The sequence below is a fragment of the Pseudomonas sp. W17 genome, assembly GCF_040268305.1.
Lineage (GTDB): Bacteria > Pseudomonadota > Gammaproteobacteria > Pseudomonadales > Pseudomonadaceae > Aquipseudomonas > Aquipseudomonas protegens.
Genome location: NZ_CP158490.1, coordinates 7117724 through 7130117 on the forward strand (window position 1 = coordinate 7117724; position 12394 = coordinate 7130117).

Here is a 12394-nt window from a genome sequence, read left to right on the forward strand (position 1 = left end):
CCCTAAGGTCTCGAAAGTCTTGTTCTCATTAGCAGGGGAGCGAACCAGCTGACCAGTTGGGTCAGCACGAAGACGCCGAATACAGCCAGCGGCGCCAATGGCTTCACACCTGCAAACGTCAGTGCAAACAGCACCGCCGTCAAAATCAGTTTGCCCGCCTCACCGGCATAAAAAGACCGGACGATGGCTTGGGCCGCTCGGGCGCCGGAAAACCGAAATGCCCTATGAGCGAAATACACATTGGGTAGCAAGGCTATCAGTCCTCCGCAAAGGCCTGAGTATCCGGCTACGACTCCACGCCATTGCCAGAGCGCCAGAGCGGCTATCAGTAAAATGATCAACTGAGCCAGTAAAACCGGAAAAACCGCCAAGCGATGAAACGGCAAGCGGTTTGGCGTGCGGGTTTCCATCGCTCTTGCTCCTCAAGGGTCGGCTGCCAGAATTCATTAACTTGGCATAATTTGTGCCGACAAAATGCGCGCAGAGTATAGGGGCGGTTCAGCCCCTATTCAACTGCCGGGTAGTGATTTCCGACTGCGCGCTACATAAGGAAATGTTTCAGCGGATGTGAGCGAGGACGCCTTGCAGCTCATCCAAGGAATTGTAGCCGATCACCAGCTGACCTTTACCCTTCTTGCCGTGGCGAATCTGCACCGCAGAGCCCAGGCGCTCGGCCAGACGCTGCTCGAGACGGGCGATATCCGGGTCTGGCTTGACCGGTTCAGCAGGTTCCTGTTTGCCGCTCAGCCACTGGCGAACCAGGGCCTCGGTCTGGCGCACGGTGAGGCCCCGTGCGACAACGTGTCGCGCCCCTTCAACCTGTTGATTTTCCGGCAATCCGAGCAATGCACGGGCATGACCCATTTCCAGGTCGCCGTGGGACAGCATGGTCTTGATCACCTCAGGCAAGGCGATCAGGCGCAGCAGGTTGGCCACGCTGACGCGGGACTTGCCCACGGCTTCGGCGACCTGTTGCTGAGTCAGCTGGAATTCCTGCTGCAGGCGCTGCAGGGCCACCGCCTCCTCGATGGGGTTGAGGTCTTCACGCTGGATGTTCTCGATCAGAGCCATGGCGATAGCGGTTTCATCCGGCACATCGCGGACCATCGCCGGGATGGTTTCCTGACCAGCCTGCTGGCTGGCGCGCCAGCGGCGCTCGCCGGCAATGATCTCGAAACGACCACCACCGATGGGCCGGACCACGATCGGCTGCATCACGCCCTGGCTCTTGATCGAATTCGCCAGTTCTTCCAGCGCTTGCGGGTCCATGTCCCGACGCGGCTGGTACTTGCCGCGCTGGATCAGGTCCAGGGGCAGGTGTTGCAGCTCACGCTGGTCGGCCTGCACCGCTTGTTCTTCCAGTGCGCTGACAGTCGGACCACTCAACAGTGCATCCAGTCCACGTCCGAGACCTCTTTTCTTGACGGCCATGGGGATTCCTTAAGTTGGCTGGGCGGCTGCGACGCGCGATTGTTTACGTTGCCGGCGAACCATCTCGCCCGCCAGGGCCAGGTAGGCCAGCGCGCCACGGGATTGTTTGTCGTACGCCAACGCCGGCATACCGTAGCTCGGCGCTTCGGCCAAACGGATGTTGCGCGGAATCACGGTGTCATACAGCTGATCGCCGAAGTGTTCCTTGAGCTGCGCGGAAACATCGTTCATCAGGCTCAGGCGCGGGTCGAACATGGTGCGCAGCAAGCCTTCGATCTTCAGCTCCGGGTTGAGCAGTTCGGCGATGCGCTTGATGTTATCCACAAGGTCGCTCAAACCTTCCAACGCGTAGTACTCGCACTGCATGGGGATAATGACCCCATCGGCGGCGACCAGGGCGTTGAGGGTGAGCATCGACAGCGACGGCGGGCAGTCGATCAGGATGTAGTCGTAGTTTTCACGGATTGGCGCCAGGGCGCTGCGCAGACGGCTTTCCTTCATCTGCATTTCCAGCAGCACCACCTCCGCGGCCGTCAGGTCGCGGTTGGCCGGCAGCAACTGGTAACCGCCGTGCTCGGAGAAATGCATGGCCTGGGCCAGGTCGCACTCACCGATCAGCAGGTCATAGACCGAGTTTTCCAAACCGTGTTTATCCACACCGCTACCCATGGTGGCGTTGCCCTGTGGATCAAGATCGATCAACAGCACCCGGCGCTTGGTCGCTACCAGGGATGCTGCGAGGTTGATGCAGGTGGTGGTCTTGCCCACGCCACCTTTCTGGTTCGCTATCGCGAATACCTTAGCCATTCTTGCTTGTGTTCCCAATCATGCCGTGCGGCGCAGTATCAGCAGATGGCGTTGGCCTTGGCAACCGGGTACGGCCAAGGCGTGTTCGCTATCGAGGTGGAAGTCTGCCGGCAATGCTAACAGCTCATCCGAGGGATGGACGCCCTTCATTGCCAGCCAGCGTGTATCGCGGTCGCCCAGGTGGCGGGTCCAGCTGGTGAAGTTCTCCATGCTGCTGAACGCCCGGGAAATGATCCCGTTGAAAGGCTGCTCAGGGGTGAAGGCTTCGACCCGACTGTGGATAACTTGCAGGTTTTCGAGCTTGAGTTCGAGTTTGACCTGGGTCAGGAAGCGGGTTTTCTTGCCGTTGCTGTCCAGACAGGTGACTTGCGACTCGGGAAACAGGATCGCCAGCGGGATGCCAGGCATGCCGCCACCGCTGCCGACGTCCAGCCAGCGGCCATTTTCGATGAACGACATCACGCTCAGGCTATCGAGCAGATGGCGGGAGACCATTTCATCGGGATCGCGCACCGCAGTGAGGTTGTAGGCCTTGTTCCACTTGATCAACAGGGCCAGGTAACCCAGCAACAATTGGTGCTGCGTCGGGCTCAGCTCGACGCCGAGCTGGCGAGCGCCTGTGGATAACTCATCCGCGTGTTGTGGGGTGACCATAGAACTCAAGCGCTTTGCTCCAACTGACGGCCCGCGCCGCGTTTTTTCAAGTGAATCATCAACAGGGAGATCGCTGCCGGGGTCACACCGGGAATCCGCGAGGCCTGGCCCAGGGTTTCCGGGCGGGTCGCGCCGAGCTTGCTCTGGATTTCCTTCGACAGGCCGGAAATACCGCTGTAATCGATATCCACAGGCAATTTGGTGTCTTCACTGGCGCGCAGGCGAGCAATTTCGTCCTGCTGGCGATCGATGTAGCCGGCGTACTTGGTCTTGATCTCGACCTGTTCGGCGACCTGCGGATCTTCAGCGCCCTGCCCGGTCACTTCGACCAGACCAGCGTAGTCGATTTCCGGACGGCTCAGCAGGTTCAGCAGGTTGTATTCGTGGGTCAGCGGCGTGCCGAATTTTTGTGCAATGGCATCACCCTGCTCGGTACCCGGACGAACCCAGGTGGACTTCAAACGTTGTTCTTCCTGGGCAATGCCTTCGCGTTTCTTGCAGAAAGCGGCCCAGCGCACGTCATCCACCAGCCCCAGTTCGCGACCTTTTTCGGTCAGACGCAGGTCGGCGTTGTCTTCACGCAGGATCAACCGATATTCCGCCCGGGACGTGAACATCCGGTACGGTTCCTGGGTGCCCAGGGTAATCAGGTCATCCACCAGTACCCCGATATAGGCCTCGTCGCGACGCGGGCACCAGCTGTCTTTGCCCTGAGCACGCAGTGCCGCGTTGGCCCCGGCCAGCAAACCTTGGGCACCGGCTTCTTCATAGCCGGTGGTGCCATTGATCTGGCCTGCGAAGAACAGGCCACCGATGACTTTGGTTTCCAGGCTGTACTTCAAGTCCCGCGGGTCGAAGTAGTCGTACTCGATGGCATAGCCCGGGCGCACGATATGGGCGTTTTCCATGCCGCGAATCGACTGCACGATCTGCAATTGCACGTCGAATGGCAGGGAGGTGGATATCCCGTTCGGGTACAGCTCGTGGGTGGTCAGGCCTTCGGGCTCGATGAAGACTTGGTGGCTTTCCTTGTCGGCAAAGCGATGGATCTTGTCTTCGATCGACGGGCAGTAACGCGGGCCAATACCTTCGATCACCCCGGAGTACATTGGCGAACGGTCGAGGTTCGAAGCAATGATTTCGTGGGTGCGGGCGTTGGTGTGGGTAATCCAGCAACTGACTTGCGGTGGATGCTGCTCTTTCGACCCCAGGAACGACATCACGGGAATCGGGGTATCGCCGGGTTGCTCGGTCATTACCGAGAAATCCACAGAACGGCCATCAATACGCGGCGGTGTGCCGGTTTTCAGGCGGCCGACACGCAGAGGCAGTTCCCGAAGTCGTTGCGCCAGGGCAATCGAGGGCGGATCACCTGCACGACCGCCGGAGTAGTTCTGCATACCGATGTGGATAAGTCCGCCGAGGAAGGTACCGGTGGTCAACACCACGGATTCGGCGAAGAAACGCAGGCCCATCTGGGTCACAACACCACGGACCTGATCCTGTTCAACGATCAGGTCGTCAGCCGCCTGTTGAAATATCCACAGGTTGGGCTGGTTTTCCAGAATCTCGCGTACAGCTGCCTTATACAGAATGCGGTCGGCCTGGGCGCGGGTAGCGCGCACGGCAGGGCCTTTGCGGCTGTTCAACACGCGAAACTGGATGCCGCCCTTATCTGTAGCCATGGCCATCGCGCCGCCCAGGGCATCGATTTCCTTGACCAGGTGGCTCTTGCCAATACCGCCGATCGCGGGATTGCAGCTCATGGCACCGAGGGTTTCCACGTTATGCGTCAGCAACAGGGTTTTTGCCCCCATGCGTGCTGATGCAAGTGCTGCCTCGGTACCGGCATGACCGCCGCCGATGACGATCACTTCAAAACGGGAAGGGAAATCCACCACGCACCTCGTGCCTGCTTCAAGTAGGAGTAATTAGGAGTAGTTGTCGGGTTGGTTTTTGGACCAAGGCGGCAAGTATAGGGACTTCGACCTTTCTAAAGAACCCTTTGCACAAAATTTAACCAGCTGTGGATGACTGGCGGACAATAGAAATTAAAGGAGAGAGATTTATTAAAACCTTGTTTTTATGTTTATTCTTATACAGCACCCTATCTGTGGATAGATTGCTGTATCCCTTTATTTACAATGTGTACAGAGATTTTAAAGTCTGTGGTTAGGTGGCAATGAGGCCCTTGGATAACCGGTTTAAGCCTGTGGATGAATGGGGTGGTTATCCACAGGGGTGGTTTTCCTCAGTTTTGGAGCCCGGTTATCAACTGAGCTGAAGGGCAGTTATTCACAGGGCTTAATCCACAGAAAAACCTGCTTTCCACTGATAGACGCCCACAGCTACCCCCTTCGCCCAGGGCAAAGAACGAAAATGGAAGCTGGATAACGCGAAAAGACAGGCCGCGAGCGCGACCTGCCGGTGGATAAATGACCGTTCAGGCCAGGTCGCGAGGCCACAAACGTGGAAACAGCTCATGTTCCAGAGCGGCGCCGGCGGCCAACTGTTCGACCAGGCCGGGGAATTCCGGTGAGGTTCGCCATGGTCTCGGGGCATGGCGCATGTCTTCTCCGAGAAAACGCAGGGAAAATGCCCGCCGTCGTCTATTTCCGCCTACACCGCCGGCCCCATGCAGGGTCAGCATGTGGAAAAACACTGCGTCGCCGGGCTGCAGTTCCCAGCCCAGAATGTTCCATGCTGGACGATCGGCCTCGATGTCCGGAAGATCAGCCAGGCTGCCCTCGGGGAACCACCTGGCCTGGTTGTCGAGAAAGGTTCGCGGCATCAGCCAGGGCCCCAGGTGCGAGCCGGCAATGAACTCCAGGGTCGATTCCCGGGCCACCGGGTCCACCGGCATCCACATGCTGCAGTTCTGACGGCCTTCGACGTTGTAGTACGGCTGGTCCTGGTGCCAGGGCGTGCGTTGCCGGGTATTGGGTTCCTTGACCAGCAGGTGGTCGTGATACAGGCGAGCCTGATCGCTGCCCATCAGTTGCGCAGCCACATGGCCAACCCGGCTCTGGAAGATGAACTGCCTATAGGCCGGGTTCTCTTGCCAGTTGCAGAAGTCCTCGAAGAACCAGCCAGGGTCGTCCGGACGGCTGGCGACCTTGGCCCGTTCGCTGGGAAACGTCAGGTTGTGCTCGATCCCCCGCTCCAGCAGGCCGACTTCATCGCTGCTGAACAGTTGGCGAATGCACACAGCGCCATCGCGCTGGAAGGCTTCAATGGTTGTAGGCGGCAACTCGAACGATCCCATGTGTTATCCCTTTTCCTGAGTTCCGATACCGGGCTCGGCGGCGGCCGAGCCGGTGCTATCCGGTTTAATCCATATCCAATAGGCCAGCGACAGCAGCGCCAACCAGCCCAGCCCCACATACAGAGCCAGGCGCGTATCGGCAAATGCGCCCAGCACACCGAAGATGAACAACATGAAAACCACGGCACAGGCCTGACCCGCAGTGCCCAGGGGCACCGGGAACTTCAGTTCGTGGATTTCCCTGGCACTCATGCCACGACGCATGGCCATTTGTGACAGCAGGATCATCAGCCAGACCCAGACCACGGAAAAGGTCACCAGCGAGGCAAAGATCAGGAATAGTTCCTGCGGGATCCAGTAGTTGAGCAGCACCCCCAGCAGCAATGCCACCGACATGACCAACACCGTCATCCAGGGCACGCCGAAGCGGGAGGTCCTGGCGAACACTGCCGGCGCCTGCCCGATCGCCGCCATGCCATACATCATTCGCCCGGCACTGAAGATATCGCTGTTGATGGCCGAGACCACGGCGGAAATCACTACGATATTCAGCACCGTGGCCGCCGAACTGATCCCCAGGCTGCTGAAGATCTGCACGAACGGGCTGCCATGGCTACCGATGCTCGACCAGGGCGCCAGGGTCAACAGAATCAGCAAGGTCAGTACGTAGAAGATCAGGATCCGCAGCGGTACCGAGTTGATGGCCTTGGGGATCATGCGCTGCGGGTCCTTGGCTTCGCCGGCGGTGATGCCGATGACTTCGATCCCACCAAAGGCGAACATGACGATGGTGAAGGAGGCGATCATGCCCTCCACGCCATTGGGGAAAAAACCGCCGTATTCCCAGAGATTGGCCAGTCCTCCCCGGCTTTGTTCCTCCCCAAGCTGGATGCCGAAGAACAGCAGGGTAAAGCCGCCGACGATCATGGCCACAATGGCGCCAACCTTGAGCAGCGACAGCCAGAATTCCAGCTCGCCGAACACCTTTACGCTGCACAGGTTCAAGGCGCCAATGCCCAGGACAATGCTCAGCACCCAGATCCAGCGAGGAGTATCGGGAAACCACAGGCCCATGTAGACGCCGAATGCGGTGACGTCAGCCAGGCATACCATGAGCATGGAAAAGGCGTAGCTCCAACCGGTGAGAAACCCCGCAAAACGTCCCAGATAACTGCTGGCGTAATGTCCGAAAGAGCCTGAAACAGGAGTCCTGACTGCCATCTCTCCCAGGGCGCGCATGGTTAGGTAGATGGCTGCGCCGCCAATCAGATAGGCCAGCAGAACCGAAGGCCCCGCCCGTTGAATGGCGGCCGCCGAACCGTAGAACAAGCCTGTGCCGATGGCTGAGCCCAGGGCGATGAAGCGGATGTGCCGGGTGCTCAGGCCACGCTGTAGAACAGTGCCCGCGTCAGCCATTTCAGCTCCTTGAATGCAGGTTCATGAAGACCAGCCGGCTTCCAACCGTCGGCCCAGGCGATGCATGCCGGGGGATTTCCCGATATGTATAAACCTGTACAAAAAAGGGATGCAAATAGGGAACCAAGTCGGCTTTTACGCGAACTTCTGCGATATGACGGCTATCGACTGATTAACTGGGGGATAAAGCGGTGATTTTCAGGCAGGCGCTGTTACTCAATGTCGCAGCGGGCTTGGATGGGGGATAAAGGTAACGCCCGCAGACGGTACCCCGGAGGGAGTTGTCCACAGGCGCTTGCTCGGAAGGATGATTACTTGCCGATGCAGAAGCTGGAGAAGATCCGCCCCAGCAGGTCATCGGAACTGAAGGCTCCGGTGATTTCCCCCAGCGATTGCTGGGCCTGGCGTAAGTCCTCGGCCAGCAGTTCGCCGGCACCTGCCAGGGTCAACTGTGCCCGGCCATGTTCCAGGGCGGCACTGGCGTAGCGCAATGCCTCCAAGTGCCGGCGGCGCGCACTGAAGCTGCTTTCGGATGTCTGTTCATAGCCCATGCAGGCTTTCAGGTGGTCCCGCAGCAGTTCCAGCCCGCTACCCGCGGCCATGGCACTGAGGCTGATGGTGACATGGCCATCGTCACAGGTTTCCAGGGCAATGGGTTCACCGGTCAGATCGGCCTTGTTGCGAATCAGCGTGACCTTGGCCGGGTCTGGCCGTTGTTCGAGAAATTCCGGCCACAGGGCGAAGGGGTCAGCTGCTTCCGCCGCGGTGGCGTCCACCACTAGCAACACCCGGTCGGCCTCGCTGATGGCCTTGAGGGCCCGTTCGACACCGATCTTTTCCACCTGGTCCTCGGTGTCCCGCAGACCTGCGGTGTCCACCACGTGCAACGGCATGCCGTCGATGTGGATATGTTCGCGCAGGATGTCCCGAGTGGTGCCGGCGATATCGGTGACGATGGCAGCTTCGCGCCCGGCCAGGGCGTTGAGCAGGCTGGATTTGCCGGCATTTGGGCGCCCGGCGATCACCACGGTCATGCCATCGCGCAGCAAGGCGCCCTGCCCGGCTTCACGCAGTACTGTGGATAACTCGTCACGCACTGCATCGAGCATGCTCAGCACATGGCCATCGGCAAGGAAGTCGATTTCTTCCTCAGGAAAATCGATCGCCGCTTCGACATAGATCCGCAGGGCGATCAGTTGCTCGGTCAAGTTATGCACACGTTGGGAGAACGCCCCCTGCAACGAACGCAGGGCGTTGCGCGCAGCTTGTGCCGAACTGGCCTCGATCAGGTCGGCAATGGCTTCGGCCTGGGCCAGGTCTAGTTTGTCGTTGAGGAACGCACGCTCGCTGAACTCCCCCGGCCGAGCCAGCCGGCAGCCCAGTTCCAGGCAGCGCTGCAGCAGCATGTCGAGAACAATCGGGCCGCCGTGGCCCTGCAGTTCCAGCACATCTTCACCGGTGAAGGAGTTCGGCCCGGGGAAATACAGGGCAATGCCCTCATCCAGGACTTCTTCTTGCTCACTGAGAAACGGCCCGTAATGGGCAAACCGCGGCTTCAGCTCACGGCCGCTGATGGCTTTGGCTGCCGCGCCCACCAGGGGCCCGGAAATCCGTACGATACCCACGCCGCCGCGGCCCTGGGCGGTAGCAATGGCAGCGATGGTTTCACGAGGGACATTCATAAGCCGACATCCAGACAAAAGTGACAGATAGCAAAACGCCCCACTAGGGGGCGTCTTGTGTGGTTATCCACAGCGTAGGTCAGGCAGCTGCTTTCTTGGTAGCCGCTTCGATCTTACGAGTGATGTACCACTGTTGAGCGATCGACAGGCAGTTGTTCACTACCCAGTACAGCACCAGACCAGCCGGGAACCACAGGAAGAAGAAGGTGAAGATGATCGGCATCATTTTCATCACCTTGGCCTGCATCGGATCCGGAGGCGTCGGGTTCAGCTGCTGCTGGATGAACATGGTGGCGCCCATGATGATCGGCAGGATGAAGAACGGATCCTTGATCGACAGGTCGGTAATCCACAGCATGAACGGTGCCTGGCGCATTTCCACGCTTTCCAGGAGTACCCAGTACAGGGACAGGAAGACCGGCATCTGCACCAGGATCGGCAAGCAGCCGCCCAGCGGATTGATCTTCTCTTTCTTGTACAGCTCCATCATCGCCTGGGACATTTTCTGACGATCGTCGCCGAATTTTTCCTTCAGCGCGGCCAGTTTCGGAGCCACTGCACGCATGCGTGCCATGGACTTGTAGCTGGCAGCCGACAGTGGGAAGAAGATCCCCTTGATCAGCATGGTCAGGAAGATGATCGACCAGCCCCAGTTACCCACCAGGCTGTGGATATGTTGCAGCAGCCAGAAGATCGGCTGGGCAATGAACCACAGGAAGCCGTAGTCCACGGTCAGTTCCAGGCCTGGGGACAACTCTTTCAGCACGGCCTGGCTTTTCGGGCCGGCGTAAAGAATGGCGCTGGTTTCAGCCTTGGCACCCGGCGCAACGGTCATCGAAGGGCCGGTGTAGCCGATGATGTAGTTGCCTTTGCTGTCTTTACGCGCCAGAACCTGGTTGTTCTCGCCTTTTGGCGGAATCCAGGCGGTTACGAAGTAGTGCTGCAGCCAGGCTACCCAGCCACCCTGAACATTTTCAGTGATGGGTGCCTTGGATTTGTCCTCGTTCACCTTGTCCATGTCTTTCATGGACACTTTTTTGTACGGCTCGGAACTTGTCCACAGGGCGGCGCCCAGGTAAGTCGCGGTGCCGGTGGCGGTGCTGGAGGATGGATCGGAACTGGCGTCGCGCTTGAGCTGGGCGAACATCGCACCGGTCCAGGGCTGCGCGCTTTCGTTATCGATCAGGTAGGAAACGGTGATGTCATACAGGCCACGCTTCAGGGTGAAGCGCTTGATGTAGTTGACACCGTCCTTGCTGAACTTCAGGTCGACGACCAATTGGTCCTGACCTTCAGCCAATTGATAACTTTTCTTCTCTGCCGAGTAGATTGGGCGACCGGCCGGGCTTGCGTCCGGGCCGTTGCTGCCAATCAAGCCACTTTGTGCCAGATAAGTCCGCTCGTTGCCGTTATCGAACAGCTGGAACGGGATTTCCGGGTGGTCCTGACGACGTGGATACAGTGGCAAACGCAGTTGCGCGATATCCCCACCTTGTGGATCGACAGCCAGGTCGAGCACATCCGTTTTGATCTGAATGAGATCTTTGCTTGCCGCTACAGGCGCTTCAGCGGGTGCGGTGGTGTCGCTTGCCGCGCGCGGAATGTCGTCGTTGGCAGCGGAAGTGCCTGTTGGCGCATCCGGCAAGCCCGGGGCGGTCGTGCTGGAAGCAACATTCTGAGTCGGCAGGGCAGCTTGGCCATAATCCTGGTTCCATTTAAGAACCATGACATAGGACACGATTGCCAGGGCGACGATCAGGATCGTGCGTTTGATATCCATGATTACTCGGCCATCGAAGAAGAACGGGAGGTAGGGATAGGTGGAACCGGGTCATAACCACCGGGATTCCACGGATGACAGCGACCTAAACGACGAAAGGTCAGCCAGCCACCGCGCAGAAGGCCATGATTTTCGATGGCTTCCAACGCGTAGCAGGAACAACTGGGGTAGAAACGACAGTGATTGGCCATCAGAGGACTAATGGCATAGCGGTAAAACTGGATCGGAACGAGTGCCAGTTTACGCATCGGGACTGTCTACCCCTACAGTTTCGGAGTTGGCTGCTGGTACCGGCTTGTTGCGTGCCAGGCGTTTCCAGAGTTTGCCGAAATGCTGAATCAATTCGGGGTTTTCTACATCGCCCAAACCTTTGCGCGCGACGATAACGATATCCCATCCGACCAGTGAGTCCTGGTGGAGACGAAACGATTCGCGCATCAGACGCTTGAGGCGATTGCGCTCAACGGAGAGTTTTACGCTCTTTTTCCCGATCACGAGCCCCAGACGGGGATGATCAAGATCGTTGTTGCGCGCAAGGAGCAGGAGATTTTTCCCCGGAACCTTGCCGGTAGGGGAGTCAAAGACCGCCTTGAAGTGCCGGGGAGTAAGCAGACGCTTTTCCCGACTGAAGTCCTGACTCACCTCCAGTGCCGGATTATCAAACTGCCAGACGCGCACGACCTTTGGCGCGACGACGCGACAGGACGGCACGACCGTTCTTGGTAGCCATGCGAGCACGGAAACCGTGGGTACGAGCGCGTTTGATAGTGCTTGGTTGGAAAGTACGTTTCATGTCGTGTTACCTGGTTCGTCCACAACGGGCCGGAATGGCCCCCGTTTTAAGAGATCGGCGATTCTAGAGAAAGCAAGCCTCTAGGTCAATTTCCAACCAGCTTTTCCTTTATCTATGTATGTCCGGGTACGGGGTTGTGAGCCAGGGTCGGCTAGATATAAAAATAAAGAAGGAAAGTATTTAAAGCTTTTCTGTAAAGCTTATAAAGACTAGGGACGGCCTCATCTGTGGATAACTGACTCAAGCCCTTCTAGTCCGTACTGTACAGAGAATGACAACACGGTTGAGAAACGGTGTCCTGCCTGTGCTGCGCCATCGGAAAACCTGTGTGTGGAACCGTCGGTTATCCACAGGCGAGTTACCCACAGAGTTTCGCCCCGAGTTGTGCAATGGCCTCAAGTGGGGTTATCCACAGAGCTTATGCACATACCGCTGGTCGTGTTTATTCGGGGTAAGGCGTTGATTCTTAGTGTCCTGAGGACACGCTACATGTGGATAAGTGGGCGGCTGATCGCTACAATGGCCGCTTGTTTTTGCCTCACCGGCTTTCAACTTAGGGGATATCC

12 protein-coding genes are annotated in these 12394 nt (G+C 58.4%); all 12 read right to left on the reverse strand.

All coding sequences use genetic code 11. The annotated features are described in order from the left end of the window. Positions 1–2 precede the first annotated feature (2 nt). The 12 genes from ABCR88_RS32860 to rpmH all read right to left on the reverse strand — a co-directional run bounded on the left by ABCR88_RS32860 (position 3) and on the right by rpmH (position 11828). Positions 3–410 carry a F0F1 ATP synthase subunit I gene (locus ABCR88_RS32860; RefSeq protein ID WP_015637573.1) on the reverse strand — a complete coding sequence of 136 codons (408 nt, stop codon included), beginning with the start codon at positions 408–410 and terminating at the stop codon, positions 3–5. Between the two features lie 148 nt (positions 411–558). Further along, positions 559–1431 carry a ParB/RepB/Spo0J family partition protein gene (locus ABCR88_RS32865; RefSeq protein WP_011064387.1) on the reverse strand — a complete coding sequence of 291 codons (873 nt, stop codon included), beginning with the start codon at positions 1429–1431 and terminating at the stop codon, positions 559–561. Positions 1432–1440: 9 nt separating this feature from the next. Then, a complete protein-coding gene (locus ABCR88_RS32870) occupies positions 1441–2238 on the reverse strand; it encodes a ParA family protein (protein ID WP_011064388.1) in 798 nt (265 codons plus the stop codon). An 18-nt stretch (positions 2239–2256) separates the two neighbouring features. After that, positions 2257–2892: a 16S rRNA (guanine(527)-N(7))-methyltransferase RsmG gene (gene rsmG / locus ABCR88_RS32875; RefSeq protein ID WP_015637574.1), complete on the reverse strand. Its 636-nt coding sequence runs from the start codon at positions 2890–2892 to the stop codon at positions 2257–2259. Between the two features lie 5 nt (positions 2893–2897). Then, positions 2898–4790 carry a tRNA uridine-5-carboxymethylaminomethyl(34) synthesis enzyme MnmG gene (gene mnmG, locus ABCR88_RS32880; protein ID WP_011064390.1) on the reverse strand — a complete coding sequence of 631 codons (1893 nt, stop codon included), beginning with the start codon at positions 4788–4790 and terminating at the stop codon, positions 2898–2900. A 545-nt stretch (positions 4791–5335) separates the two neighbouring features. Then, entirely contained in the window at positions 5336–6157 is an 822-nt protein-coding gene (locus ABCR88_RS32885) for a phytanoyl-CoA dioxygenase family protein (RefSeq protein ID WP_183001273.1), read from the reverse strand. 3 nt (positions 6158–6160) lie between these two features. After that, the gene (locus ABCR88_RS32890) at positions 6161–7573 is read right to left on the reverse strand and encodes an amino acid permease (RefSeq protein ID WP_350403934.1); all 1413 of its coding nucleotides are present in this window, start codon (positions 7571–7573) and stop codon (positions 6161–6163) included. 311 nt (positions 7574–7884) lie between these two features. Next, complete coding sequence (gene mnmE / locus ABCR88_RS32895) at positions 7885–9255, reverse strand: tRNA uridine-5-carboxymethylaminomethyl(34) synthesis GTPase MnmE (RefSeq protein WP_350403935.1); 1371 nt, start codon at positions 9253–9255, stop codon at positions 7885–7887. Positions 9256–9334: 79 nt separating this feature from the next. After that, positions 9335–11035: a membrane protein insertase YidC gene (gene yidC / locus ABCR88_RS32900; RefSeq protein WP_350403937.1), complete on the reverse strand. Its 1701-nt coding sequence runs from the start codon at positions 11033–11035 to the stop codon at positions 9335–9337. A gap of 2 nt (positions 11036–11037) precedes the next feature. Beyond that, positions 11038–11283: a membrane protein insertion efficiency factor YidD gene (gene yidD / locus ABCR88_RS32905; RefSeq protein WP_003213574.1), complete on the reverse strand. Its 246-nt coding sequence runs from the start codon at positions 11281–11283 to the stop codon at positions 11038–11040. Next, positions 11276–11677: a ribonuclease P protein component gene (rnpA, locus tag ABCR88_RS32910; protein ID WP_026020269.1), complete on the reverse strand. Its 402-nt coding sequence runs from the start codon at positions 11675–11677 to the stop codon at positions 11276–11278. The genes yidD and rnpA overlap by 8 nt, the downstream gene beginning before the upstream one ends. 16 nt (positions 11678–11693) lie before the next feature. Continuing rightward, on the reverse strand, positions 11694–11828 hold the full coding sequence (rpmH, locus tag ABCR88_RS32915; RefSeq protein ID WP_003213577.1) for a 50S ribosomal protein L34: 135 nt from the start codon (positions 11826–11828) through the stop codon (positions 11694–11696). Between the last annotated feature and the right edge of the window lie 566 nt (positions 11829–12394).

What these genes read in the sequence shown, in the direction of transcription:
- yidC (WP_350403937.1), bottom strand. Translation starts at nt 11,035, where the DNA reads ATGGATATCAAACGCACGATCCTGATCGTCGCCCTGGCAATCGTGTCC.
- ABCR88_RS32860 (WP_015637573.1), bottom strand. Translation starts at nt 410, where the DNA reads ATGGAAACCCGCACGCCAAACCGCTTGCCGTTTCATCGCTTGGCGGTT.
- yidD (WP_003213574.1), bottom strand. Translation starts at nt 11,283, where the DNA reads ATGCGTAAACTGGCACTCGTTCCGATCCAGTTTTACCGCTATGCCATT.
- rpmH (WP_003213577.1), bottom strand. Translation starts at nt 11,828, where the DNA reads ATGAAACGTACTTTCCAACCAAGCACTATCAAACGCGCTCGTACCCAC.
- ABCR88_RS32890 (WP_350403934.1), bottom strand. Translation starts at nt 7,573, where the DNA reads ATGGCTGACGCGGGCACTGTTCTACAGCGTGGCCTGAGCACCCGGCAC.
- ABCR88_RS32885 (WP_183001273.1), bottom strand. Translation starts at nt 6,157, where the DNA reads ATGGGATCGTTCGAGTTGCCGCCTACAACCATTGAAGCCTTCCAGCGC.
- mnmE (WP_350403935.1), bottom strand. Translation starts at nt 9,255, where the DNA reads ATGAATGTCCCTCGTGAAACCATCGCTGCCATTGCTACCGCCCAGGGC.
- ABCR88_RS32865 (WP_011064387.1), bottom strand. Translation starts at nt 1,431, where the DNA reads ATGGCCGTCAAGAAAAGAGGTCTCGGACGTGGACTGGATGCACTGTTG.
- rsmG (WP_015637574.1), bottom strand. Translation starts at nt 2,892, where the DNA reads ATGGTCACCCCACAACACGCGGATGAGTTATCCACAGGCGCTCGCCAG.
- ABCR88_RS32870 (WP_011064388.1), bottom strand. Translation starts at nt 2,238, where the DNA reads ATGGCTAAGGTATTCGCGATAGCGAACCAGAAAGGTGGCGTGGGCAAG.